Here is a 23,804-nt window from a genome sequence, read left to right on the forward strand (position 1 = left end):
TGCCGCGCCTGTTGACTCCCTCTATAATCAGGATATTGGGGAGGAGGTATCCGCATGGGCGACACGCCGAAACGGCCATCGCGCGGACAAGCGGACCGCTGGCAGGCGATGTCCGACGAGCCGACGCAAGCGGCACGCTCGCAGCGGCCGCGCGGGCGCCGCATCGCCATCGCGATCGCAAAGATAGCGGCGATGTCTGTGGCCTCGCTGATTGTCCTCGCGTTGGGCGCCGGCATTGGCTACGCCAAGTCGCTGCTGAAAGGCTTACCCGCCATTTCGGCTGCGACTTTCACCGACCTCAGCCAGCCATCGGTCGTGTACGACCGCAACGGCCGGGTCATAGGAAAATTTGACAAGAATGGGGCGCGACAGCCCATCTCATCCATCCACCAGGTGTCCAACAGCCTTGTGGACGCTTTTGTAGCAGGAGAGGACAAGACCTTCTGGACGAACATCGGCATCAACCCCGTGGCGATGGGCAGGGCGCTGGTGCAGGATGTGCTGCATCACCACATCGAAAGCGGTGCCAGCACCATCACCCAGCAGACGGTGAAACTGGCGGTGTTTCCGGAGCAACAGCAGACTCTGCGCCGCAAGGTACAGGAAATCGCTCTGGCGCTGAAACTCAACCACATCCTCACGAAACCGGAAATCATGACCGATTACATGAATTGGGTGTGGATGGGCAGCATGGGCGGACAGCAGGTGTACGGCGTCGAGGCGGCCTCGCAGATTCTCTTCCGCAAGAGCGCCAAAGACCTCACTCTTCCGGAGGCGGCTTTCCTGGCCGCCATTCCGAACAACCCGGCGCAGCTCACGCCGTACCGCTATGATTCAAGCAAGCGGCGCTATGTGATAGACCCGTCACCGGTGATTCCCAGACAACGCTACATTCTGGAACAAATGTTGAAGAACAAGATGATCACCAAGGCGCAATACGAAGATGCGGTGTCGTACGACATTCAAAAAGACCTGCATCTGCCGCCGAAAGTATCCATTCAGTATCCCTATTTGATGAAGAGCGAAATTGAACCTTGGGTGACGCAACAGCTGGTCAAGCAAGGGCTGTACCCCAACAAGGCGGCGGCGGACGCGGCGCTCTCGACGGCCGGTTACAAGATTTACACCACATTCGATCTGAAGATTCAGGACCATATGGACCAGGTCCTGAAAGATCCGAAGTTTTACGCAGGCACTACGGCGACGCGGATTGACGCCCAAGGTAAGCCGGAGAAGAACCTGTTTGAAGCGGGAGCGGCGTTGATAGACAATCACACCGGAGCCATCCTGGCGCTCGGCGGCGGCAACGGCAAGAGCGAAGTCGACCACTCCGATGTCCCGCGCTCACCGGGATCCGCCATCAAGCCGCTGGTCGACTACGGGCCCGCCCTGGACATGCACGCCATCACCGCCGCCACGCCGCTTGAGGACGTGCCGGTGTCTTGGTATAAGAATGGAGATGTCCACGACGACGACTTTCGCTGGCGCGGCGTGACCACCGTCCGCGACGCCCTGACGTATTCCTATAACGTGCCGGCCCTCGTGGTGCTGCACGACATCGGACCGCAAAACGGAACCAAGTACCTGGAGAAGATGGGCATTTACCCTGGACAAAAGACCCTGGATGGCCGTGTCACCCTGACGCGCGACGACATGTCCCATTTGTCCACGGCCATCGGCGGTCTCACCTACGGGCTGACCGTGCAACAGATGACCAGCGCCTACACCACGCTGGCCAACGAGGGTGTGTGGCACCAATCCTATTTTGTGTCGAAAATCGTCGGGCGCGACGGCGAGACCGTATACCAAGCGCACCCGAAGGTGAACAAGGTGTTCTCTCCGCAGGCCACCTTTATCCTGGACGACATGCTGCGGGATGTCGTGACGAAGGGGACGGCTTCCGCCGTGGGCGGACATTTTCCTTCTCAATATATTTACGGCAAGACAGGAACCTCCGACAACGAACACGACGGATGGTTCGTGGGATTCACTCAGGATTACACCCTCGGCCTGTGGACCGGATATGATTACGAGCGCCACATCCCGTCCACCATTTATAACGAGAAGTTCACGATGTGGAACGACATCATGGATCCCCTGCTTCAGGAGCACCCGTCGACCAAGCCGTTGCCGCGGCCGTCCGGTTTGGTCCGTGTCGCGGTCTGCAAGGCGTCCGGTCAACTTCCGACAACCCTGTGCAAGGCGGACAACGACGTGGAGACCGAGTGGTTTATCCAGGGTACACAGCCGACCAAGAGGTGCGACGTGCACGTCCAGGTGCCGTATGTGGTGTACCACGGCAAGAAGTACCTGGCGACCACCAACACACCGGCCGACGAGATTCAGGTGGGCGTGTTCCTAAAACTCCCGTTCACCATACCGGCCGGCGTGCACACAGGGATTGATTCCCAATTGGCACCGACCCAGCCGGACCCGCGCGGCGGCCGCGTGCTGTCCGCGTTGTCCGATGCCGAGTTGGCCCAACGACCGGCTGCCCCGGTCGTGACGGCGGCCATCCGCGGCGATGGTGTCTGGCTGCGCTGGTCACGGGCTCAGGGAGCGTCCTCATACAGCGTTTGGCGATCCGTTCAACCCGATGGTCCTTATGTGAAAATCGCCGACGGGCTGACGGACACCCAGTACCTGGACCAGGCAGTTCCCCAGACAGCGGGGAAGGTGTACTACCGCGTCTATGCGGCCACGGCGTCGGGACTCTCGACGCCCTCGAACACAGCGGTCGTTGAGGCAAATCCGGGCGGAGGAAACGGAATCCCCGGCGACAATGCGGGACGCAACAGCGCCGGCAACGGGCTGGCGGGAGAAGGCGGCGGAAACTCGAACAACAGCCCTCCGCCGCCAGATACGGAAGCGCAGCCACCGGGAAATAGCGAGGCAAGTGGGGGATCAGGAGAAGCCCATTCAACTCCTCCATCTGGAGAAAACGGCGCGCACTGACTCCGAGACTCGCCACCTGGAGAAACCACGGCCGAAATGACAAGGGGCTGCTTCAAGTGCCTTGGACACTGTGGGGCAGCCCCTGCTTTACACGGTTAGAGGGCCAGGGTGACGATGGTGGCGCCGTCTCCGCCCTCTCCGGGGCCGCCGGGCACCCAAGAACTGACGTGGCGATGGGCGCTGAGGAAGCGGCGGACGCCGTCGCGCAGGGCACCCGTTCCTTTGCCGTGGATGATGGTCACCCGTGGCAGCCGGGCCACCACCGCGTCATCGAGGTACTTGTCCAGCCTGTGCACCGCTTCTTCCACCGTCTCGCCGCGTACATCCATCTGCAGTGGCACCGACTTGACGGCGCTGCGGCGCACACCGGTGGATTTTGGCGCCGGCGCCGGCCGATTCAGCACCTCGACCTCGTTCGCCGCCACCTTCATCCGCAACAGCCCTAGCTGCACCACCAGTTCCCGCCCGTCCGCAGAAACCTCCAGCACTTCTCCTTTTTGCCCCACCGAGGCCACGCGCACCAGGGTGCCCGGAACCAGAGCCCCCACGTGGGCCGCAGGTGTCGCGGATACAGCCCTCTCTCCCGGCTCCGGCCGCGCTTCGTCCAGACGCTTGCGCAGAGCCACCAGCTCGTGGTCCTTCACCGTCTCGGCTCGGAGCTGCCGCAGCTCCTGGATGACCGATTCAGCCTCCCGACGGGCAGATTCGAGAATCCGTTCCGCTGCGGCTGTCGCGGCCGCCTGCTGCTGCCTCACCTGCTCATCCAAGGCGCGTGTCCGACGTTCCCAGTCTTCTCGCAGCTTCTGAGCCCGAGCTTTCTCCTCCGTCGCTTGGGCGAGGGCGCGGTCCGCCTCTTTACGCGCCGTCTCCATCTTGGCGATGATGTCCTCCATCTGCACGTTCGTGTCCGCGATCCCCTGTCGCGCCCGCTCAATCACCGTCTCCGGCAGACCCAGCCGCGCAGCGATGGTCAGCGCGTTCGAGCGCCCTGGCACACCCATGCGCAGGCGATACGTGGGACGCAGGGTATCGACGTCGAACTCGACGCTGGCGTTCATGGCCGACGGGTGGGAGAAGGCGTACGCCTTCAATTCGGGATAGTGTGTGGTCGCCACGACGCGGCTGCCACGTGCGTAAAACTCGTCCAGGATGGCCATGGCCAGGGCCGCGCCCTCGGACGGATCGGTCCCCGCGCCCAGCTCGTCGAGCAGCACCAGACTGTGCTCACCCGCCGTTTGCAACATGGAAACGATATTGCGCATGTGTGAAGAAAAGGTGGACAGGCTTTGCTCGATGCTCTGCTCATCGCCGATATCCACACAGATCTCATGGCACCAAGCGACCTCGCTCGGCCTCTGGGTGGGCAGAAAACAGCCACACATCGCCAACAGGGTGAGCAGACCCACTGTCTTCAGGGTCACCGTCTTGCCGCCCGTGTTGGGACCGGTAAGGATGAGCAGTCGGAACGACTCCCCCAGGCTCATGTCGAGCGGGACCGCTTCGCCGCGGGGCAACAGCGGATGGCGAGCGCGACGCAGGTGCCAGACGCCATCCCGACGAATGATGGGACGCTGGGCATCCTCGCGCCGGGCCCAGTCGGCTTTCGCAAACCAACTGTCCAGGCGGGCGACCACATTCAGGTTCTCCTCGCAGACATCCGCCACGCCGCCGACGGCCTGCGACAGTTCGTGGAGAATGCGCTCGATTTCGCGTTCCTCCTCCACAGCCAGCCGCTCCGCCCGTTGATTCTGCTCGACCACGGCCTGGGGTTCAACAAACACGGTCGCACCCGAGGCCGAGTAGTCCCGGATGATGCCGCGGATTTGGTTCTTAAACTCCACCCGGACCGGCAGACAGAGACTGTTGCCGCGCATGGCAATGACGGGATCCTGCAAGATTTTCTGGTGCGAGCGGAGGAAGCCGTCCAGCACCTCCCGGACACGCGCTTGGATGGCGCGGCGCTCACTGCGCAGCCGACGCAGAGTGGGGCTGGCCTGGTCTAGGACGGTACCGTCCACATCGATGGCGTGGCGGATCTGTTCTTCGACGGCGCGCGTAGGCGTCAGCCTCTGCGCCGCTTCAGTGAGGGATGGCCAGGACGTCCCGTGCCGCTCAATGAACTGGCGGATGCGGCGCACCGCCTCCATGACGTCGGCAATGGCCACCAACGCCTCCGGACTGAGCGTGCCGCCGATGCGTATACTGCGCAGACTGCCGCGCACGTCGGTGATGCCACCAAACGGAGGCGGCCCAAACCGAAGCAGCATTTGCAGAGACTCATCCACGGCGGTCAGTTCCCGCTCCGCGTCCTCAGGCACGGCGAAGCAGCGCAGGCCCAACAGTCGTTCCCGGCCGAGGGAAGTGGCCGCGCGCTCCGCCATCCGCTCGATGACCTTGTCAAATTCAAGTAAGATATATGTGCGTTCGTCCATACTGGCTCCGTTATCCTCGCTTCCAGCACCGCCGCGCCGCTGTGCGTGCAGCCCGGCCCGACGGCGTCCAGTGGTCGCAAGTTCCAACCCATTGTAGCACATGAGTCGGGCAGGTTGCGGACAGCCTATGGGTACAACGCATGGAAAGGAGGAGCGGCATGAACTGGCTGGGAACGATTGTCCGCTTCATCGTATCCGCTCTGGTCCTGATGTTTGTCGGCTTTTTGGTGCCCGGGTTTGCAGTCGTGAACTTCTGGACTGCACTGGTCGCTGCTGTCGTCATCGCCCTGTTGGGTTGGGCAGTGGAGGCTCTGTTTGGGCGCCGGGTCTCTCCATACGGGCGAGGACTGGTCGGGTTCATCGTCAGTGCAGTCATCATCTACCTGACCCAACTGGTGGTTCCAGGGATGCGCGTCACCGTGCTCGGGGCATTGCTGGCCTCGTTGGTGATTGGCATCATCGACTTGTTTGTTCCGACAGAGTTCCGCCGCGGCCGCGACACCTGAGCCCGCTGGGCAAAAACAGTTGCTGAGTCGAAAGGAGACGATCCCGCTGGACCGGATCGTCTCTGTTCTTGTCCGCTATGTTGTTTCCACCGTCGTGGTTTGCGTCTGTCCGTAAGGGGCAAAGTGCCGGTCTTCAAACCAGGTGGCAATCGCCGAATGGTTCAGTTGCTGCTGCAACCGCGGATTCTGCACATAGTGCAGAACCAAGGTCAAAACGTACACCACGGCGAGCGCCAACACAGCGCCGACCAAAAGTCCCGCCAGTCGATTGAGCGTGGAGAGTACAGGGAGTCGGAACAAGCTGTCCATAGCGCCAATCACCACCCGAACCACGAGAAGAATCACGACGAAGGCCAGGAAGAAGGCGATGGCACCGTTGACGTCCCCAAGCCACCGGCCCAACCCAGATCCGACCGGATTCGGCCCGCCATGCAGGGATCCAATCATCTGGGCCAGGTACGGGCGTAGCCACATCGCTCCCGCGTAGGCGGCCACCACACCCGCCAAACGCATCACGCTACGAAAGAGCCCCTGCTGATAACCACGAATGGCGCCGACCACGACGATGACTGTCACAATCAAATCAAACAGGTCCAAGCACACACCCCGCTCCCGGCTACGTCAAGGATTTTCATCGGGGCCGTCGGACTCCTTCGTGGCGACGGCCGTCTGGTCGTCCAACAAGGCCAGCAGTTCCTCGTATTCATTCTGCAGACGAATCAATTCATCCGCCAGATTGATAGCCGCGAGCACGGCCACACGCCGCGATTCAAGCTGGGGGTTTGCCTTGGCCACCTGCTCCATCACCGCGTCCACCTTGTCTGCCACCTGGCGCAGATGAGCCACGGATGCATTTCCGCGGAGCGTATACTCAGTGCCAAGAATGAAGACGCGCGCGCGGTTTACCTCTTCTTTCGCCACGGATAGCCCCCCATCGAATGAGCAATCAGATGAGCATGCGTTTCATCCCTCATGGTTACAGGGTTCGTGCAAGGGTGGCCAAACTCCTGCAAAAGCGCCCGTTTTCCCGTGGGCCCGGGTCAAGGGGACTCACTCGGCCCCGGCTTCTCTCTCACCGCGCAGGCGGGCGCCAAACGCCTGCTCCCACGCCCTGAGTATGGCCCGTTCGACGGCTTCCGTTTCCTCGTCCGTGAGGGTCCGCTCATCCGATTGGTACGTGAACGCCACCGCCATACTCTTTTGACCCTCGGGCACACCCGGGCCCACGTAGACGTCAAACACGCGACAGTCCTGCAGGATGTCTCCAGCTTGCTCGGCCGCCTGAGCCGCCTTGGCCAGCAACTGCGCACTGGACACCTCTTGCGGCACCAACACCGCCAGGTCGCGGCGGACAGCCGGATACCGGGGCAGGGTTTGCGCCTTCCAGGCGCCGCCCAGGCACGCTTCCAACTTGTGCAGGTCAAACTCGGCGTAGACCGCCCCGCCTATCCCCAGCCGCTGTACAGTTTCGGGATGCAATTCACCCACCGTTCCCACCTGCAATTCCCTGTCGATCCGTACGCAGGCTGCGCGGCCCGGGTGCAGCCAGGGCGCGTCCCTGTCTTGAATCGGAACAAAATCGGCCCGCATCCCCAACCCGAGGCTGGTCAACCAAGCTTCCAACACGCCCTTCGCGTCGTAAAAATCGTACGCGCGCGCCGCCTGCCACAGCCGCACTGGCTGCTCGCCAAACCACAGCCCCGCCCATTGCTCAACCTCCTGTGGCTGCTCCCGCAGCGGCAACTCGAGCGGCCAATAGACGCGCCCAATCTCGAAAATGCTGCCCCCCACCATACCGTGGCTGAGATTGTATGCGGCCACTTGGGCCAAGCCGGGCAGCATATGCGTGCGCAGGGCCATTCGCTCGTCAGACATCGGCCGCAAGAGCGGAATCATCTTCCGGTACGGGGAATCTTCTGCCAGCCGCAGGGCGTTCAGCTGATCCGGATGCCCCAGGGTGTATGTGAACACTTCGTTCATCCCCAGCCCGGCCAAAATCTCGCGCGTCCACTTGCGCAGCCGCTGGGCTTGTGTCCGCATTCCCACGGTCGTCGGACCCAGCGGCAGGGTTGCCGGGATGTCGTCGTAGCCGTGAATGCGGCCAATCTCCTCCACCAGATCTGCCTCCAGACGGATGTCGGCCCGCCGCGTCGGCACCCTAACCTGCCACTTTTCCTCCGATACCCGTTCGACGGAGAAGCCCAGGCGGCGAAAAATCTGAGCCATCTCTGTTGCCGCCAAATCGGTGCCCAGGAGTTGGTTGGCGCGCTGAGGCGAGAAATCAACCATCGGCGGCTGTGGCCGCCGCTCCTGCTCAGCGCACACGACGCCGCCCACAGGCGCGGCGCCCGCCAACTCCTGCAACAACTGGCGGGCGCGCAGCAGCGCGCCGCGGACCGCGACCGGATCAATCCCCTTCTCAAAGCGTTGCTGCGCCTCCGAACGCAGACCCAGCTTTTGTCCGGTACGCCGCACACTGGCCGGGTCAAAAGCGGCCGATTCGAGAACCACCCGGCGCGTGGACGCGGTGATCTCCGAATTTTCACCGCCCATCACGCCGGCGATGCCGATGGCCCGCTGTGCATCGGAGATCACGATGACATCCTCGTCCAACAGCCGCTCCTGCCCGTCCAGTGTGACCAATCGCTCCCCCGGCTGCGCTTGACGCACGACGATGGTCCCCTGCCGCACTTCGTCAAAGTCAAACGCGTGCAGCGGCTGTCCCCATTCCAGCATCACGTAGTTGGTGACGTCGACGACCACATCAATCGGACGCACACCCATCGCCAACAGGCGCATCTGCATCCACAGCGGCGACGGCCCGCCGGCGATGCCGGTCACGACCTGCGCCTCGTAACGGGGACAGCGGGGTGTTCTGAGCTCAATGCGCACGGGAGACGCGCCCGCATCCAGCACCTCGCTCCCCAGGTCAGGTTCCGGAAAGCGCAGCGGCCGCTCCAGGAGCGCCGCCGCCTCATACGCCAACCCGCGCAGCGACAGGCAGTCACTGCGGTTGGGCGTCAGGCTGAGGTCGAGGATGACGTCGTCGAGCCCCAACAGCGGCGCCACGTCCGCGCCCACCGGGGCGTCGTCGGGCAACAGGTATAACCCCTCAGTCTGGGCCTTGGGCAGCCAGCGCACCTCCAGCCCAATCTCCTGGGCAGAACAGAGCATGCCCTGCGACTCGACTCCCCGCAGCTTGGCCTGGCCGATTCGCCCACCTGGCAACTGGGCCCCGACCAAAGCCGTGGGCACCCTTTGCCCCGGGGCGACGTTGGGCGCACCGCAGACAATCGTCAGCAAGGTGTCCTGTCCCACGTCCACCGTGCAGACCTTCAGCCGGTCCGCATTGGGGTGCGCATCACACGTCACCACACGCCCGACGACCACCCGTTCCAACCGTTCCACGCGCGGACTGACAGATTCCACCTCAATGCCGGCGCTGGTCAGGGCATCGGCCAGCGCTTGCGGCGAGACTCCGTCCAAATCGACATACTCGGACAGCCATTGATACGAGACTCTCATACCTTTCTCCCCTCATCCTCGGCAGCATCGGGCATCTCTTCAGAAAACCGACGAAAATTGGCGCAGCAGCCGCAGGTCGTTCTGATACAGCAGGCGGATGTCGTCAATCCCGTACTTCAACATGGCGATCCGCTCGGGGCCCATGCCGAACGCAAAGCCGCTGAACTCGCGGCTGTCGTAGCCGGCCCCATCCAGCACCTGCGGGTGGACCATGCCAGCGCCCAGAATTTCCAGCCAGCCGGTGTACTTGCACACCCGGCAGCCACTGCCGCCGCAGTTCGTGCAGCGCACGTCCACCTCGGCGCTCGGTTCCGTGAACGGGAAGAAACTGGGGCGCAGGCGCACCTCCTGATTCGGACCGAAGACAGCCCGGGCAAACTGCTCCAACGTCCCCTTCAAGTCGCTCATGCGGATGCCCCGGTCGACCACCAGACCCTCAATCTGATTGAACGCGTGCGAATGCGTGGCATCGTCCTCGTCCCGCCGATACACCCGGCCCGGGCAGATCACCTTGATGGGCGCAAACGGGCGCATGTTCTCCATCGTCCGCACCTGCATCGGGGATGTCTGGGTGCGCAGCAACAGCTCCTCGGTCAGGTAGAACGTGTCCTGCATGTCGCGCGCCGGGTGGTCCTTGGGAATGTTCAACATCTCGAAGTTGTAGTGGTCCGTCTCCACCTCAGGGCCTTCCACGATGGAGAAGCCCATGCCCAGAAACACGTCCTCAATTTCGGCGATCACCCGCGTCAAGGGGTGGATGGAGCCGCGGGCAGGCGTGCGCCCGGGCAGGGTGACGTCGATGTGCTCCTGACGCAGGCGGGCGGACAACGCCAGTCCCTCCACCCGCTGCTTGGCACGCCCGAATCGGTCTTGCAGCACCCGCTGGGCTTCGTTCATCACCTGCCCAAGGCGCGGTCGCTCCTCTTTCGGCAGCTCCTTCATCTGCCGGGAAACCTGAGCTAGCGGGCCCTTCTTGCCCAGGTATTGGACCCGCCAGGCCTCCAGCCGCCGACTCGCGTGATCGGCGCCGGACGCCGCCTCGTTCTCGATTTCTTCCAGCTCGCGCAGGGCGGCGGCACGAATGTTGTCAATGTCAGCCTGCAACTGTTCCGTGTTCATCCCGAATGTCACCAGCCTTCCCAAAGGACAAAGGTCCAAACGTGCTCGTGCCGCAAAAAAAGCAACTCGCCCAAGGGACGAATTGCTCGCGGTACCACCCTTTTTGACCTGCCGCGCACGCAAAAGTCCGCATCGGTGCGCAGGCAAGCCCACCTCATCACGGATAACGGATCCGCCCCGGCCAGCCCTACTCCCGCTTCCGCTCCGGTTTTGCTTAACGGCGCTCGCCACACCCTTAGGCCGACGCCACACGCAAACCTGGTCCAGGCGGAAGGTTTCAGACTGGCAGCTCCAGGGTGAACTTCACACAGAACGCCCTACTGGTGCGCTCTCAGTCTAAGGCGTCACCTCCCTGGCAGAGGGCCTCCTGCGCTACTCTCCCTTTCACAGCCGTTCGCAGTTTTTACGGGCCACCTCATCGGCACACTGTTCCTTATTCCTTATAGTATACGGGAAGGCGCAACACAAGGCAAAAGATCTCGCGATGGAGACCGCCAGGTTTCGAAGCGAGACCTCAATTTGTCCGTTGAATCAGCAGATAGTAGTGAATCCTCATCTCCACCAGCCACGCCATGATCAGCAGAACCGCAATCAAGCCCACCACACCTGGCCAACCCAGCCGGCTCCAACACAATCCCCCACAAGCGCCCACAATACTGGAGCCGGCATAATAAAACAGCAGGTAGAGGGATGAAGCCTGGGCCCGAACCTGGTGAGCCAATTGACCCACCCAGCCGCTGGCTACAGCGTGGGCAGCAAAGAAACCAAACGTGAACGCGCAGAGTCCCACTAGTTTCATCCACAGCGTAGGAAACAGCGTGATCAGGCAGCCGGCCAAAGCGATGGCCACGGACATGCGCAGCGCCCTGCCACGCCCCCATTGCTCAGCCAAGCGGCCCATCCAAGCTGAGCTGACGGTCCCGGTCAGGTACACCATGAACAAAAACCCGACCACCGTCTGGCTGAGACCATAAGGTGGCTCCATCAGCAGGTAACTGATGTAGTTATACATGGTTACGAAGCCACCCATCAACAGAAAACCCAGCAGATACATACAGCGCAACGCCGGATTGCGGAGGGCCCGGACAAACCGGCGCCACATCTCCGCCGTCCTGACCGACTGTGGCGTGAAATGTGCCGGCTTTGGCAACCACAGCCAAAACAACACTGCCAGCACCAAGCCGATGACCCCGATGGCCGCTATCGCCAGCCTCCAGGAGTACATGTCGGTCAATACACCCGTCACCAATCGCCCCACCATACCCCCGACGGACGTACCGCTGACGTACAACCCCATGACGGGCGCCACCGAAGCCGGGTGAAATTCCTCACTCACATAAGTCATGGCAATCGAGGGAAATCCCGCCAGGACGACGCCCTGGAGCACGCGTAAGACCACCAGCAACGCAAAACTCGGCGCCGCCGCCACGGCCAGACACAGCAGGGAGGACAATAGCAGGGACAGCGCCATGACCCGCTTGCGCCCGAACCTATCGGAGACCCCGGATACAACCATCATCGTAAGGGCCAAAGCGCCCGTTGCAGCGGACAGGGAGAGACTGGCTGCCGCCGGACTGACCTGATAGTCACGGGACAACAGAGGCATCACGGGTTGTGTGGTGTACAACACAGCGAACGTAATGAAAGCTCCGGCAAACAACGACAGAGTTGCGGACCCGTACCCCGGTTGCCCGCGCTTGATATAAGACACCCTAAAGACTCCCTTCGCTGCTATTATTGTGACACAATGGGCCACTGCACTCAACGAGCCAGTGCACCATGGCCTTGGCCGAACTCAATGGTCTGTTGGGATGGGTGTTGAGGAGTCTCGGCTATTCGGTGTCGCTGCTGTCCGGACGGGTCCTGCGCGATGACGGGACCTATGGCCCTGAATTTGATCACACGCTGTTGTTGGTAGAGCTGGATGATGAATACATCGTTGATGTGGGATTTGGCGACTCCGTGCGAAGCCCCTTGCCGTTGTCAGGTGAAGTGGTCGCCGATGTCAGCGGTGCCTATCGCGTCATGCCGGGATCGGATGCCGGCGTGCTTGTGTTTCAAAAAAAACTGGGGGGATGATTGGGTCTCAGAGATCCAGTCCACCCGGTTCCCATAGGGTCCGAAGCGGACCGGAACGATTTGCTGAAACGCCATTTGGGTATCGACATCCAGAAACTGGAGTCCCAGCAGCGACAGAGGGGATGACACAAGGCCGCCGTGGCCCCATGCGGCAAGGGCCTCAGCCGAGGCCCGATGGCGCGTCAGGGGCCACATGCTTCCAAACTGAGCCCAATGAAAATCATGGCCTTACAAGGTTTCACGCCTGGGCGAAACCGTCAGCGTCCGCCTACACGGCATCCGACGTTTCCGGCCTGTCCGGTCTCAACGCCACCCCAACCATGAAAGAGAGTGCCAGGTGTGCGGCGACGCGTGTCGTCAGGTCGCGCACATCCTGGGTGGGATCGGCGCAGACGATGTCCATCATGGCCACCTGCGCCTGGGCGCCGAGCCACTCCAAAGCCTCCATCGCTTCCCACACCTGCAGACCACCGGGACTGGGGGCTGGAACCCCCGGCACGACGCTTTGGTCCAGCACGTCCATATCGAAACTGACGTAAACCAGATCCGTGCCACGACTGGCCGTACGCCACGCCTCCTCCACCACGGCGGCCAATCCCCGCTGCCGCACCTGGCGCGCCGTGATCACGCTGACCCCGTGCGCCAGCACATACTCGTGGTACGCTTTGGCGTTCACAAAATCGCGTAGCCCTATCTGCACGACGTTATCGCCCTTCACCCGTCCTGACTCCAGGATAGTGCGAAACGGTGTGCCGTTATGGCGCCCCCCGTCCTCCAAGTTACGGACATCGTGATGGGCGTCAAAGTGAACGATTCCGATGCGGCGTTCGGTTGCTCTCACCAGTCCGAGTACAGCGCACCCAGTCGTCGAGTGGTCGCCGCCGAGCATCAGCAATGGAGTCTGATGCGTGCGCCAATATGACTCAACCGCCCCTTCGATGGCCTCATGGCAGCGGGCCAGGTCCGTCAGGTGCATGCGCACGTCGCCTAGGTCCATCACCCGCAGCCGCTCTGACAGGTCCAGGCGATGATGGACACTGTACGGCGTCAAGGATTGGAACGCCGAGCGAATGGCGGCAGGCAACTGAAACGCCGCCGAGTGGCTGATGGACGTCTTGCTGAGCGGCGCGCCCAGCAAGGCCAGGTCAAACGCCGCCGGATCCCTATTGTCCTCGGGATATGGCTGAATCCAATCCGCTACCTTGGGGTCCAGATGGTCGCGAAAACGCCAACCCGGACGCTGCACGTGGGAAATCACCGCCCCTCGCCTCCTTCAGCCAGCACTCGGCCAGCCCGCACCACCTGGACGCCGCGCTTGAACACCGCCTGGATGTGGTTGATTCCGAAGTGGTACGGGATATACGCCAACTCATCCGTGTTCCAGATGCACAGGTCGGCCTGCTTGCCCACCTCGATGGTGCCCACAAGATGGCCGCGTCCCACGGCGTGGGCGGCGTTGCGGGTGACCGCGGTCAGGATCTCCTCCGGCGTCATCTTGTACAGGTTGGCCGCGAAGGCCATGATCAACTGCAGCGACTCGGTCGGACAGCTGCCCGGGTTGTAGTCGGTGGCCAGCGCCACCGCCCCCTCCGCCTGGTCGAGGATGAAGCGGGCATCCGCCGGTTTGGCCCCTAGGTTCCACGAGGTGCCCGGCAAAAGTACGGCAATCACGCCCGCCCGAGCGCAGGCGGCCAGCCCTTCCCGCGACGCGTGGATGACGTGGTCGACGCTGGTCGCTCCCAGTTCAGCCGCCAGCTCCGCACCGCCCAGGGCCTCGATCTCGTCGGCGTGGATCTTCAGCGCAAACCCCTTCTCTTTGCAGGCCTGGAGAAAGCGGCGGCTCTGGGAAACCGAGAACACGCCCTCCTCGCAGAAGATATCGCAGAACTCCGCCAATCCCTGCGCGCGCACCTCGTCAGCCAGCTCCAACATCATGTCGAGGAAGGTGTCCGCGTCCTCCCGATACTCGGGAGGCAGGGCATGGGGACCGAGAAAGGTGGACACCACATCCACCGGCTGCGCGTCGTTCAACGCACGGGCCACGCGCAGCTGCCTGAGTTCCGTCTCTCGGTCGAGACCATAGCCGCTCTTGGCCTCCACCGTCGTGACCCCCTGCTCCAGCATGCGCGCCAGCGACACCTTCGCTTGGGCCAGAAGCTCCTGCTCGCCGGCCTCACGTGTCGCCCGCACCGTGGCCAGAATGCCCCCGCCCCGGCGCAGAATGTCCAGATACGGTACGCCGTTCAGTTTGAGACTCAGCTCGTTTTCACGAGACCCAGCATGCACTAGGTGGGTGTGCGGATCGACAAGGCCCGGCGTCACCAAGCGCCCGCCCGCATCGACCGTTGTCTTGGCTTCCAACCGCGCACGCTCCGCCGCCGCGGCGTCACCCACGAACACCAGCTTCCCATCCTTGATACCGACCACGCCACCCTCCACGTAGCCCATATCCCGCATCGCCCGCCCGCGCCGCGGACCTTCTCCGCCCGCCAGGGTGGCCAAGCGACCGTTGCGAATCAGCAGGTCCACCTGCATGCATACATCCCCCCTGCCACGAGTCAGTCACGCACCTTCACTGCCACATCGGAATCTTCACACCGCGCTCCTTGGCCACCCGCTCAGCCTTGTCGTAGCCCGCATCGACATGGCGAATGATGCCCATGCCCGGGTCGGTCGTGAGCACGCGCGCCAACTTGCGCTCCGCCCTTTCCGATCCGTCCGCCACCACGACCATCCCGGCATGAATGGAGTACCCCATGCCGACGCCGCCGCCGTGATGGACCGAGATCCAGCTGCCGCCGGCCGCGGTGTTCACGAGCGCGTTGAGGATAGGCCAATCGGCAACCGCGTCGCTGCCGTCCTTCATCGCCTCGGTCTCACGGTTTGGGCTGGCGACCGATCCGCAATCAAGGTGGTCCCGCCCAATCACAATCGGCGCCGAGATCTCGCCCCTGCGCACCAGTTCGTTGATGGCCAGACCAAAGCGCGCCCGTTCACCGTAACCCAGCCAGCAGATGCGCGCCGGCAAGCCCTGGAACTGCACCTTTTCGCGCGCCAGGGAAATCCAACGCCGCAGGTGTTCATCTTCAGGAAACAGTTGCAGCACCAACTCGTCCGTCTTGTAGATGTCTTCCGGATTGCCCGAGAGCGCCGCCCAGCGGAAAGGGCCTTTGCCCTCGCAGAACAGGTCCCGGATGTACGCCGGCACAAACCCCGGAAACGCGAAGGCGTCCGTCACCCCTTCGTCATACGCCACCTGACGGATGTTATTGCCGTAGTCAAAGACCGTGCTGCCCAGCTTCTGCAGCTCCAGCATCGCCTGCACGTGCGCGGCCATGCTCGCCCTGGCCCGGCGGATGTACTCGTCCGGTTGGGCGTGACGCAGAGCGACCGCCTCGGCCAGGGAGAGGCCGGCCGGAACGTAGCCGTTGAGCGGATCGTGCGCGGAAGTCTGGTCCGTGACAAAGTCGGGCACGACCCCGCGCCGCACCAACTCCGGCAGCACCTCGGCCGCGTTGCCGAGGAGCCCAATGGAAAGCGCCCTCCCTTCCGTCTTCGCGGCCTCCGCGCGCGCCAGAGCGTCGTCGAGCGAAACAGCCATTTCATCAAGATACCCGGTCTCCATGCGCCGGCGGATGCGCTGTTCATCCACCTCGACGACGATGACCACGCCCTCGTTCATGGTCACCGCCAACGGCTGCGCACCGCCCATGCCGCCCAGCCCGGCGGTCACTGTAAGGGTCCCCTTCAAGCTGGGCAATCCCCGCTTCTTCGCGGCCGCGGCAAACGTCTCGTACGTCCCCTGCAAAATCCCCTGGGATCCGATGTATATCCACGATCCGGCCGTCATCTGCCCGTACATGATCAACCCTTTTTGCTCCAACTCGCGAAAGTGGTCCCAATTGGCCCAGGCCGGGACCAGCATCGAGTTGGACAACAGCACCCGCGGCGCATCCTCGTGCGTCCGGAACTTGCCGACCGGCTTGCCGGACTGAATCAGGAGCGTCTCATCATTCTCCAACTCCCGTAGGTTGCGGATGATGGCGTCAAAACAATCCCAGTTGCGAGCGGCCTTGCCGATGCCGCCGTACACAACCAATTCCTCCGGCCGCTCCGCCACCTCTTTGTCCAGGTTGTTCATCAACATTCTCAGCGCCGCTTCCTGCTCCCAACCTTTGCACTGCAACTCGCTGCCGCGCGGCGCGCGGATCTCCCTCGCCATGGCGTCGACCTCCTGTACTCATGCTGACACACCCGTCCTGTCACCGTACGCCGGGTGCCAGGCCTCAATGAATCTGGACACACGGGATGCACGTTACGTCGGAACCCGCGATACACCTTTTGCCCTAGAGGGTACGCCAGCCGGTAAGGGCAGTAAATGGATGGGGTTGCGGTTTGTGAGTAGAAATTTGCGAGAACGAGAAACGTGCGGCTGGACGAACCCGGACCCTCTACACGTCCGTCACTTCAGCATCACGATGCCTGGAATCCACTGCCGTCGCCCTCCTGTTCTGTGAGACAGGTGCGCAAAAAATTGCGGATCTGCCGCAAATATTTCCAGAGACGTCCGTGAGAAACCGTCTTACAATGTGCATACATACTACGATTTCGACTCTTCAAGTCAAACCCACGTGTCGCCAGATACACCTAGGGGGGCTCGCTATGCAGATGGAACAGCGCAGTATTGAGTATATCCCAGAAGCGGAGCGCCACGGCAACGTACGAAATCTATTCAACATCTGGTTCTCAGCCAACGCCCAGATCACCACAGTCGTGACCGGGGCGCTCGCGACCGTCCTCGGCCTCAACCTGTGGTGGGCCATCATCGCCGTTGTCGCCGGCAATGCCATCGGCGGGATTTTCATGGCCTACCACTCCGCACAGGGCCCGAAGCTGGGCGTCCCCCAGATGATTCAGAGTCGGGCGCAATTTGGGGTCATCGGCGCTGTTTTGCCGTTGGTCTTAGTCATCGTCATGTACCTCGGCTTTTTCTCGACCAGCTCCGTGCTCGGCGCCCAGGCCCTGGCCTTGGCCCTACAGATCCCACAGAACCTAAGCCTCGTGATTGTCAATCTGGCGGCCGTTCTGCTCGTTACTTTTGGGTACGATCTTATCCACCGCTATGAGCGGGTGGTGGCCATCCTCTTCCTGCTCTTGTTTATATATCTTACTATCCGTTTGTTGCAGCAGCCGTTTCCAACCCACATGGCCGAACCCGGCTTCTCGTGGGGGCCGTTCCTGCTGGTATTGTCCATCATGGCGTCGTGGCAGCTCACCTATGCCCCATACGTCGCGGATTACTCACGCTACCTACCGAGCCACACATCCACAAGCGCGACGTTTTGGTACACGTATCTGGGATCCGTCATTGGCAGCAGCTGGATGATGATCCTTGGCGCCATCGCAAGTCTCGTCGCCCCCAAGGAGTCTGAAGAAATGGTGGCTTATTTCGGACACTTGGCCGGAGCCGGTATGGATATTGTGGTCTATCTGTTGATTGTACTGGGCGTACTCGCCATCAACACACTCAACCTGTATGGAGGCTTCATGTCCGTCGCGACGACCGTCAGCGCTTTTACGCCCTGGAGGACAACACGGACAGCGCGGCTCCTGTTCATTGTCTTGGTGGCCGCGGCCGGTACCGCTATTGCCATTTGGGGCCAAGGCAACTTCCTTGATAACTACTCAAAGTTCCTGCTGCTGTTGCTGTATTTCATGATTCCGTGGACGGCCATCAACCTGGTCGACTTCTATCTGCTGCGCCGGGGTCGATACAACATCCACGCGATTTTTGACCTGCATGGGGAATACGGAAAGGTCAACTGGATAGCGATACTCGCTTATGTGGTGGCTGTGTTCATCCAATTCCCGTTCATGAACACGGACCTCTACGTGGGCGTGCTGGCCAAGCACATGGGCGGCGCCGATATCGCGTGGATAGTCGGACTGTTGGTAGCTGCCGCCCTGTACTATTTTCCGATGAAGGCACGTTTGAGTCTCAACGGAACCATGCTGAATCAGGAGACAGGCCATCCGGACCTGTGATAGGCTGCATCCCAAAACATGTATTCGAACCGGCTGGCGGTGATGAAGCGATCATACAGACGCTGTCGCCGCCAATCCGGCGCGTCTGCCGCCAACTCATCCAAGCACGCGCGCAACCATGCCGTCAATTCACCAAACCGCGGATCCGCGTATTGCTCAATCCAGGCGCGATACAGCGAATCGGGCGCCAGACGATTCGATTTAGCCAGCCCGCAGCCCACTTCCCAATACAACCAGGCGCAGGGCAATAGCGCGGCCAACAGTTCCTCCAGGTCGCCGTGAGCGGCCGCATCCAAGACATATTTGGTATAGGCCACCGTTACAGGCGCGGGCTCGGTCGCCTCCAATTCCTCCGGGGAGATGCCAAACTGGGCCGCGTAGCCCCTGTGCAGGTCCATCTCCCGATTCAAAGTCGACTCGAGCAGCCCTGCAAAACGACTCGCCCACTCCAGCTTTGGCGCTTTGATGGCCGCCCAGGCGAACAGCTTGCTGTAGTCGATGAGATACACATAGTCCTGCAAGATATAAAACCGGAATTTATCTACATCCAGAGTTCCATCGCCCAACTCGCGCACAAACGGATGCTGATGGGCCGCCTGCCAGATGCTGTGCGTTTGTTCATGCAACCAATCGGTCACCTGCTGCCCCATCCACCTAACCTCCCCGTCGGATTCGTGCTCACACCTATTCTCTTAGCCTTTCACCGCTCCGCTGGTCAACCCGCTCACAATCCACTTCCGGAACAGAATCACCAGCACCACAATCGGCACCAGGGAGACCACAGACCCGGCGAAAATCGTACCATAGGGTACATTATACTGGCCGCTGAACAGGGCAATGCCGACCGGAATGGTGCGCATGCTGTCGGATGAATTGAACACAAGCGCCATGAAGAACTCTGTCCACGCCGCAACAAACGTGAAGACCGCTGCCGTGAACAAGCCGGGCCGGGTCAACGGCAGGAAGATGCGCCAAAACGACTGGAACACGGTCGCGCCGTCGACGGTCGCCGCCTCTAGCAAGGCTCCGGGCACCTGAAGAAAGTAGTTGCGGAGTATCCATACCGCAAACGGCAGGTTGAACGCCGTGTAGGGTATGATGAGGGCTTGATACGAGTTGAGCCAGCCCACGGTCCGCAGAAGCATGTACAGAGGTGTGACGATGGCGATGGGCGGAAACATGGAGATGACGAGCAGCGCAACCATCAGTGCGCCCTTGCTCCGAATCGGCAGACGCGCCACTGCGAAGCCGGCCATGCTCGCCAACGCCAACACACAGAATGTGCTGGCGACCGACACAATCACACTGTTGCGAATGTACCCTGCGAACCCGTAACGACTGAAGGCATCGTGATAATTGCCGGAGGTAAACCGCTCTGGGATGAAGGTCGGGGGGTATTGGCTGATCTCCAAGGGTGACTTAAAGGACGTCAATAACATCCATACAAACGGCAACAAAATCAGGAGCAAGAACAGAATGAGGACCATGTACCCCACCGCCGTGCGACTTCGCGACTGTACCATCAGGCTCCCTCCGTTTCCACCATCGATCGAAACGCGGATAGGAACACCAGGCAGACTGCCAGTACCATGACCACCGTACTCACTGCGACAGCTGTACCCGTGCCAAAGTGCAGATTTTGGAACAGTGTCTCATAACCGAGAATCGCCAGCGACTCGGTTGCGGTTCCAGGACCTCCGTTGGTCAGCACAAACGGCAGATCGAACACCCCAAAGGCCTGCAGAATGCGGAACAACCCGGCTAGAGCGATGCTCCCTCGCAACATGGGGAAGGTCACACGCCAAAACGCGTGCCATCGGTTGGCCCCGTCGATGTAAGCCGCCTCATGATACTCATCCGGGATCATCTGTAAACCAGCCAACAAAACAATCACGACAAACGGCGTCGTTTTCCATATATCGGCCACCATCATGGCGACAATGGCCAAACCCGGGGTTCCTAGCCAGGTTACCGGCCCGCCAATCAGATGCAGCGCTTGGAGTATCGCGTTGAACACACCATAAACACCGTTGTAGATGTAGGCCCACATTTGTGCCGAAATGACCGTGATCAGCGACCAGGGAATCAGCATGATGACCAAAGACACGTCCTTGAGTCGACGCACCCCATTGATGGCCAGAGCAATCAGCATGCCTAACATGAGCTCGACCGCCACCGTGACGACGGCATAGTAAACTGTGAACCACACACTGTGCCAAAACACCCCGCTGGTGGCGAGCACGCGGTAGTTGGCGAGCCCAGTGAACGACAGCGCAAATCCGTTGGTCGTCAGGTGGACGTCGTTGAAACTCATCCAAACCGAATACAGAATGGGAAACAAGGTGACCGCCGCAATCACGATACCCATCGGCAACAACATGCTGTAGCCGGCCCGGCGCTGGTTCCGCAGCAAATTGGCGCGCCGGCTAGGCGACCGCACGGTTCCAGACAAGAGGGTCTGATGCACCGCCATGATTTACTCCTCCCAGTCCTCCGGCAGGGCCAGGTGAGTGGACCCCGCCGGAGAGATTTGCACGCCTTAGAGGCCGCCGTTTCCACCCAGAGCCGACTGAATTTGCTTGGCTGCATCCGCAAGCGCCTTGTCCGTGCTGACACTGCCTGCCAGGGCCGCATTGACATTTGAATACACTGCTTTGGCAATGGCTGGATAGTTCGGATTTTGAGCCGGACGGGACACGTACTTGACCTTCGGCACGATAGAGAAGATGGGACTCTTCTGTTTTACGGACGGATCGTTTTGCACTTGTTTGTTGGTCGGGATTTCACTGAACTGCTTGGCCAGGATGGACTGCGCCTCCTTGCCGGTCATCCAATCGATGAACGCCAGCGCCGCCGGCAGGTTCTTGGTATGCGGGTTCACGTACAAATCCCAACCACCGATGGTGCTGTAACCTGTGCCCCCGTCAAACGACGGCAGCGCCGTAACCCCAACCTTGCCGACCACCTTGGAGGCTTTGGGATCTTGCGAGTTCGGCCATGCATAGGACCAATTGCGAATGAATGCAGCATTGCCCTCCGTAAATACGTTTTCCGACTCTTGTTCCGTAAATTGCACGACAGACTTTGGCGTCACACCGCTCGTGATAAGGCCGCGCATGAAGGACAGCGCCTTCTTCGCCGCTGCGGAATCGATAGCGGGTTTCCCATCTTTACCCAAGACCTGGCCGCCCGCATCGGCCAGATACTCGTCGAAGTCGCAGAGCAAACCTTCATAGGATGACCCCTGCCACACGAAGCCGTATTTGACCAGGCCTTTCTTCTGGAGAATTCGCGCGTCTTTCTGGACATCCTCCCAGGTGTTTGGCACCGACAGGCCCGCCTTCGCCAACAGGTCCTTGCGATAGAACAAAAAGGCGGTATCAACGAAGAATGGAGCGGCGTACACCTTGCCGTTGTAAGTGGCCCCCTGTACGAGCCCGTTGGCAAACCGGTTCCAGAACGAATTCGGCACCAGGCCTGTCAAAGGCTTCGCCAACTGGTTGGCCGCGAACTGGGCGGGCCACACGACGTCGCCCAGGTACACGTCCGGCGTATTGGCCCCGCCTCCGATGGCGGTTGTCAAGCTGGCACGGTTCGTATCGGTGTTGTTATCCTGCATCTATAATTTTACCTTGATGTTGGGATGGCTCTGCTCGAACGCTTTGACCATCGTTTCGGGCAGACCTGTTTGGGTAATGGGTGGCGTAGCCCAGACGATGGTCCCTTTCGCCTGCGAAGTGTCAATCGGTTTCGCGCCGCCCTGCTTCGCGGTATTGGCTGTGTTCGCCCCGCTTCCGCCCGATCCGCACCCTGCCGCGATACTGCACACGAGTACGACTGCCGTGCCAACGACCGCGCCTTTGCGTGCACGATTCATCACAAACCCCTCCAAATTTGTCACTTTTGATGCACGCCTGCATCGTCTATCTGAACATGATTCGTGCATCCAATCCGTTGGAAGATCATCGTGTCATCGAGACACCGTTTTCACCGTGTCACGTTCAATGATCTGGTGCGGTAATAAATGGATACCCCCACACGCCTCCGTCTCACCGGCGCCAATGGCCTGCAGCAGACACTCCACCGCCAACCGCCCGATTTGCTGAAACGGTTGGGCGACGGTCGTCAGCCCGGGCGTCGTCATTTCGGCCACATACAGGTTGTCGTAGCCCATCACCGAGACATCGTCCGGGACACGCAGCCCATGCTCGGCCAGGCAGCGAATCGCCCCCAGCGCCATCTCGTCGCTGGCCGCGAACACGGCCGTGAAGCCCTCTCGGCCCACCCTTCTCAGGATGCGATCCATGGCCCGATATCCCTCGTGGAAATGAAAGTCGCCAAAATCAACGAGTTCGTCGGAGTATTCCGCACCATAGTGTGCCAGCGCCTGCCGGTATCCCTCCAGGCGCGTGGAGCCAGCCACGTCATTTTCAGGCGGACCCGCCACCATGGCGATACGGCTGTGGCCGCGTGCAATCAGGTAGGCCGTCGCGTCGAAGGCGGCTTTCACATCGTCCGTTCGGAACGCGGACAGCGGACGCATGCGCGAATGTGTCAAGGCGAGCACCACCGGAATCCCCAATCGATCAATCATCGCCTGATAGTCGTCCGTTATCGATCCACTCGTAAATATGATGCCGGCTACACGGTGCTGTTTCAGAAAGGTGAAACCGTCGAGCGCCCGGTGGTGATCCAGCTGCGCGTCGAACAGGAGCACCTTCATGCCGTGCTCCCAGGCAACCTCGTCGATTCCCTGGTAAAGCTCGTTGAAAAACAAGCCGTTGATGCCCGGGACTAACAACCCAATGGTGTCCATGTGCTGCACACTCAGCCCGCGGGCGATCGCGCTCGGTTGAAAGTCCAGCTCCGCCATCGCCTGCTGCACCTTGCGGCGCGTCTCAGCCCCGACTTTGACCGGATCGTTCAACACGCGGGACACCGTCGCCGGAGAAACCCCGGCCCTGTTGGCCACAGTCCGTATCGTCACCTTCATGGTTTTGAGCCCCCTTCCCAGCAAGCGCTTTCATAAACATTTTCATAAAGCGGTTTCACGTTATGTACACACTATACCCGAAACCGTAGAGGATTTGCAAGGAAGGTTCGATAGGAACCCCCGGAGACCGCATACAACGCAAAGCAGAAG

At 61.2% G+C, this 23,804-nt stretch carries 19 protein-coding genes; 4 read left to right on the forward strand and 15 right to left on the reverse strand.

Features of this window, described 5'->3' with window-relative positions; all coding sequences use genetic code 11:
* Nucleotides 1-54 precede the first annotated feature (54 nt).
* Entirely contained in the window at nucleotides 55-2,955 is a 2,901-nt protein-coding gene (locus ASH01S_RS03195; RefSeq protein WP_067923344.1) for a transglycosylase domain-containing protein, read from the forward strand.
* 95 nt (nucleotides 2,956-3,050) lie between these two features.
* On the opposite strand, the gene ASH01S_RS03200 is transcribed toward ASH01S_RS03195, so the two are convergent.
* Nucleotides 3,051-5,387 carry an endonuclease MutS2 gene (locus tag ASH01S_RS03200; RefSeq protein WP_067923347.1) on the reverse strand — a complete coding sequence of 779 codons (2,337 nt, stop codon included), beginning with the start codon at nucleotides 5,385-5,387 and terminating at the stop codon, nucleotides 3,051-3,053.
* 158 nt (nucleotides 5,388-5,545) lie between these two features.
* Between ASH01S_RS03200 and ASH01S_RS03205 the strand changes: the two genes are divergently transcribed.
* On the forward strand, nucleotides 5,546-5,893 hold the full coding sequence (locus tag ASH01S_RS03205) for a phage holin family protein (protein WP_067923350.1): 348 nt from the start codon (nucleotides 5,546-5,548) through the stop codon (nucleotides 5,891-5,893).
* Between the two features lie 75 nt (nucleotides 5,894-5,968).
* On the opposite strand, the gene ASH01S_RS03210 is transcribed toward ASH01S_RS03205, so the two are convergent.
* The 5 genes from ASH01S_RS03210 to ASH01S_RS03230 all read right to left on the reverse strand — a co-directional run bounded on the left by ASH01S_RS03210 (nucleotide 5,969) and on the right by ASH01S_RS03230 (nucleotide 12,248).
* Nucleotides 5,969-6,490, reverse strand: coding sequence for a CvpA family protein (locus ASH01S_RS03210; protein WP_067923355.1), 522 nt, complete (start codon nucleotides 6,488-6,490; stop codon nucleotides 5,969-5,971).
* Between the two features lie 24 nt (nucleotides 6,491-6,514).
* Nucleotides 6,515-6,814, reverse strand: a complete 300-nt coding sequence (locus tag ASH01S_RS03215; protein ID WP_067923357.1) for a cell division protein ZapA — start codon at nucleotides 6,812-6,814, stop codon at nucleotides 6,515-6,517.
* Between the two features lie 129 nt (nucleotides 6,815-6,943).
* Nucleotides 6,944-9,418: a phenylalanine--tRNA ligase subunit beta gene (gene pheT, locus ASH01S_RS03220; RefSeq protein ID WP_067923361.1), complete on the reverse strand. Its 2,475-nt coding sequence runs from the start codon at nucleotides 9,416-9,418 to the stop codon at nucleotides 6,944-6,946.
* Between the two features lie 39 nt (nucleotides 9,419-9,457).
* Entirely contained in the window at nucleotides 9,458-10,537 is a 1,080-nt protein-coding gene (gene pheS, locus ASH01S_RS03225) for a phenylalanine--tRNA ligase subunit alpha (RefSeq protein WP_067923364.1), read from the reverse strand.
* A 514-nt stretch (nucleotides 10,538-11,051) separates the two neighbouring features.
* Complete coding sequence (locus ASH01S_RS03230) at nucleotides 11,052-12,248, reverse strand: MFS transporter (protein WP_067923367.1); 1,197 nt, start codon at nucleotides 12,246-12,248, stop codon at nucleotides 11,052-11,054.
* 68 nt (nucleotides 12,249-12,316) lie between these two features.
* Between ASH01S_RS03230 and ASH01S_RS03235 the strand changes: the two genes are divergently transcribed.
* Nucleotides 12,317-12,616 carry an arylamine N-acetyltransferase gene (locus tag ASH01S_RS03235; RefSeq protein WP_067923370.1) on the forward strand — a complete coding sequence of 100 codons (300 nt, stop codon included), beginning with the start codon at nucleotides 12,317-12,319 and terminating at the stop codon, nucleotides 12,614-12,616.
* 268 nt (nucleotides 12,617-12,884) lie between these two features.
* Here the strand turns inward: ASH01S_RS03235 and ASH01S_RS03240 are convergent, their stop codons facing one another.
* From ASH01S_RS03240 to hutU, 3 genes are read right to left on the reverse strand one after another with little or no spacing between them, the layout of a single operon-like run.
* Complete coding sequence (locus tag ASH01S_RS03240; RefSeq protein WP_067923373.1) at nucleotides 12,885-13,874, reverse strand: agmatinase family protein; 990 nt, start codon at nucleotides 13,872-13,874, stop codon at nucleotides 12,885-12,887.
* Nucleotides 13,871-15,151 carry an imidazolonepropionase gene (gene hutI / locus ASH01S_RS03245; RefSeq protein WP_067923377.1) on the reverse strand — a complete coding sequence of 427 codons (1,281 nt, stop codon included), beginning with the start codon at nucleotides 15,149-15,151 and terminating at the stop codon, nucleotides 13,871-13,873. The genes ASH01S_RS03240 and hutI overlap by 4 nt, the downstream gene beginning before the upstream one ends.
* A gap of 37 nt (nucleotides 15,152-15,188) precedes the next feature.
* Nucleotides 15,189-16,838: a urocanate hydratase gene (gene hutU / locus ASH01S_RS03250; RefSeq protein ID WP_067923379.1), complete on the reverse strand. Its 1,650-nt coding sequence runs from the start codon at nucleotides 16,836-16,838 to the stop codon at nucleotides 15,189-15,191.
* A gap of 440 nt (nucleotides 16,839-17,278) precedes the next feature.
* On the opposite strand from hutU, the gene ASH01S_RS03255 reads away from it, so the two are divergent.
* Complete coding sequence (locus tag ASH01S_RS03255; protein WP_067923381.1) at nucleotides 17,279-18,661, forward strand: purine-cytosine permease family protein; 1,383 nt, start codon at nucleotides 17,279-17,281, stop codon at nucleotides 18,659-18,661.
* Here the strand turns inward: ASH01S_RS03255 and tenA are convergent.
* From tenA to ASH01S_RS03285, 6 genes are all read right to left on the reverse strand, one after another.
* Nucleotides 18,634-19,311, reverse strand: a complete 678-nt coding sequence (gene tenA / locus ASH01S_RS03260) for a thiaminase II (protein WP_067923384.1) — start codon at nucleotides 19,309-19,311, stop codon at nucleotides 18,634-18,636. The genes ASH01S_RS03255 and tenA overlap by 28 nt on opposite strands.
* Before the next feature lie 42 nt (nucleotides 19,312-19,353).
* Nucleotides 19,354-20,184: a carbohydrate ABC transporter permease gene (locus ASH01S_RS03265; protein WP_067923387.1), complete on the reverse strand. Its 831-nt coding sequence runs from the start codon at nucleotides 20,182-20,184 to the stop codon at nucleotides 19,354-19,356.
* Nucleotides 20,184-21,134: a carbohydrate ABC transporter permease gene (locus ASH01S_RS03270; RefSeq protein WP_067923390.1), complete on the reverse strand. Its 951-nt coding sequence runs from the start codon at nucleotides 21,132-21,134 to the stop codon at nucleotides 20,184-20,186. The genes ASH01S_RS03265 and ASH01S_RS03270 overlap by 1 nt, the downstream gene beginning before the upstream one ends.
* 66 nt (nucleotides 21,135-21,200) lie before the next feature.
* On the reverse strand, nucleotides 21,201-22,280 hold the full coding sequence (locus ASH01S_RS03275; RefSeq protein ID WP_067923393.1) for an ABC transporter substrate-binding protein: 1,080 nt from the start codon (nucleotides 22,278-22,280) through the stop codon (nucleotides 21,201-21,203).
* Nucleotides 22,281-22,538, reverse strand: coding sequence for a hypothetical protein (locus tag ASH01S_RS19175; RefSeq protein ID WP_067923395.1), 258 nt, complete (start codon nucleotides 22,536-22,538; stop codon nucleotides 22,281-22,283).
* A 93-nt stretch (nucleotides 22,539-22,631) separates the two neighbouring features.
* Nucleotides 22,632-23,654, reverse strand: coding sequence for a LacI family DNA-binding transcriptional regulator (locus tag ASH01S_RS03285; RefSeq protein WP_067923398.1), 1,023 nt, complete (start codon nucleotides 23,652-23,654; stop codon nucleotides 22,632-22,634).
* Between the last annotated feature and the right edge of the window lie 150 nt (nucleotides 23,655-23,804).

The sequence above is a fragment of the Alicyclobacillus shizuokensis NBRC 103103 genome (assembly GCF_001552255.1).
In the GTDB taxonomy this organism is placed as follows: Bacteria; Bacillota; Bacilli; order Alicyclobacillales; family Alicyclobacillaceae; genus Alicyclobacillus_G; species Alicyclobacillus_G shizuokensis.

Bases quoted from the DNA above. Each gene is read 5' to 3' on its own strand.
- ASH01S_RS19175 (WP_067923395.1), bottom strand. From the start codon at position 22,538: ATGAATCGTGCACGCAAAGGCGCGGTCGTTGGCACGGCAGTCGTACTC.
- ASH01S_RS03285 (WP_067923398.1), bottom strand. From the start codon at position 23,654: ATGAAGGTGACGATACGGACTGTGGCCAACAGGGCCGGGGTTTCTCCG.
- ASH01S_RS03270 (WP_067923390.1), bottom strand. From the start codon at position 21,134: ATGGCGGTGCATCAGACCCTCTTGTCTGGAACCGTGCGGTCGCCTAGC.
- ASH01S_RS03195 (WP_067923344.1), top strand. From the start codon at position 55: ATGGGCGACACGCCGAAACGGCCATCGCGCGGACAAGCGGACCGCTGG.
- hutI (WP_067923377.1), bottom strand. From the start codon at position 15,151: ATGCAGGTGGACCTGCTGATTCGCAACGGTCGCTTGGCCACCCTGGCG.
- ASH01S_RS03235 (WP_067923370.1), top strand. From the start codon at position 12,317: ATGGCCTTGGCCGAACTCAATGGTCTGTTGGGATGGGTGTTGAGGAGT.
- ASH01S_RS03265 (WP_067923387.1), bottom strand. From the start codon at position 20,184: ATGGTACAGTCGCGAAGTCGCACGGCGGTGGGGTACATGGTCCTCATT.
- hutU (WP_067923379.1), bottom strand. From the start codon at position 16,838: ATGGCGAGGGAGATCCGCGCGCCGCGCGGCAGCGAGTTGCAGTGCAAA.
- ASH01S_RS03255 (WP_067923381.1), top strand. From the start codon at position 17,279: ATGCAGATGGAACAGCGCAGTATTGAGTATATCCCAGAAGCGGAGCGC.
- ASH01S_RS03205 (WP_067923350.1), top strand. From the start codon at position 5,546: ATGAACTGGCTGGGAACGATTGTCCGCTTCATCGTATCCGCTCTGGTC.
- pheT (WP_067923361.1), bottom strand. From the start codon at position 9,418: ATGAGAGTCTCGTATCAATGGCTGTCCGAGTATGTCGATTTGGACGGA.
- ASH01S_RS03200 (WP_067923347.1), bottom strand. From the start codon at position 5,387: ATGGACGAACGCACATATATCTTACTTGAATTTGACAAGGTCATCGAG.
- tenA (WP_067923384.1), bottom strand. From the start codon at position 19,311: ATGGGGCAGCAGGTGACCGATTGGTTGCATGAACAAACGCACAGCATC.
- pheS (WP_067923364.1), bottom strand. From the start codon at position 10,537: ATGAACACGGAACAGTTGCAGGCTGACATTGACAACATTCGTGCCGCC.
- ASH01S_RS03275 (WP_067923393.1), bottom strand. From the start codon at position 22,280: ATGCAGGATAACAACACCGATACGAACCGTGCCAGCTTGACAACCGCC.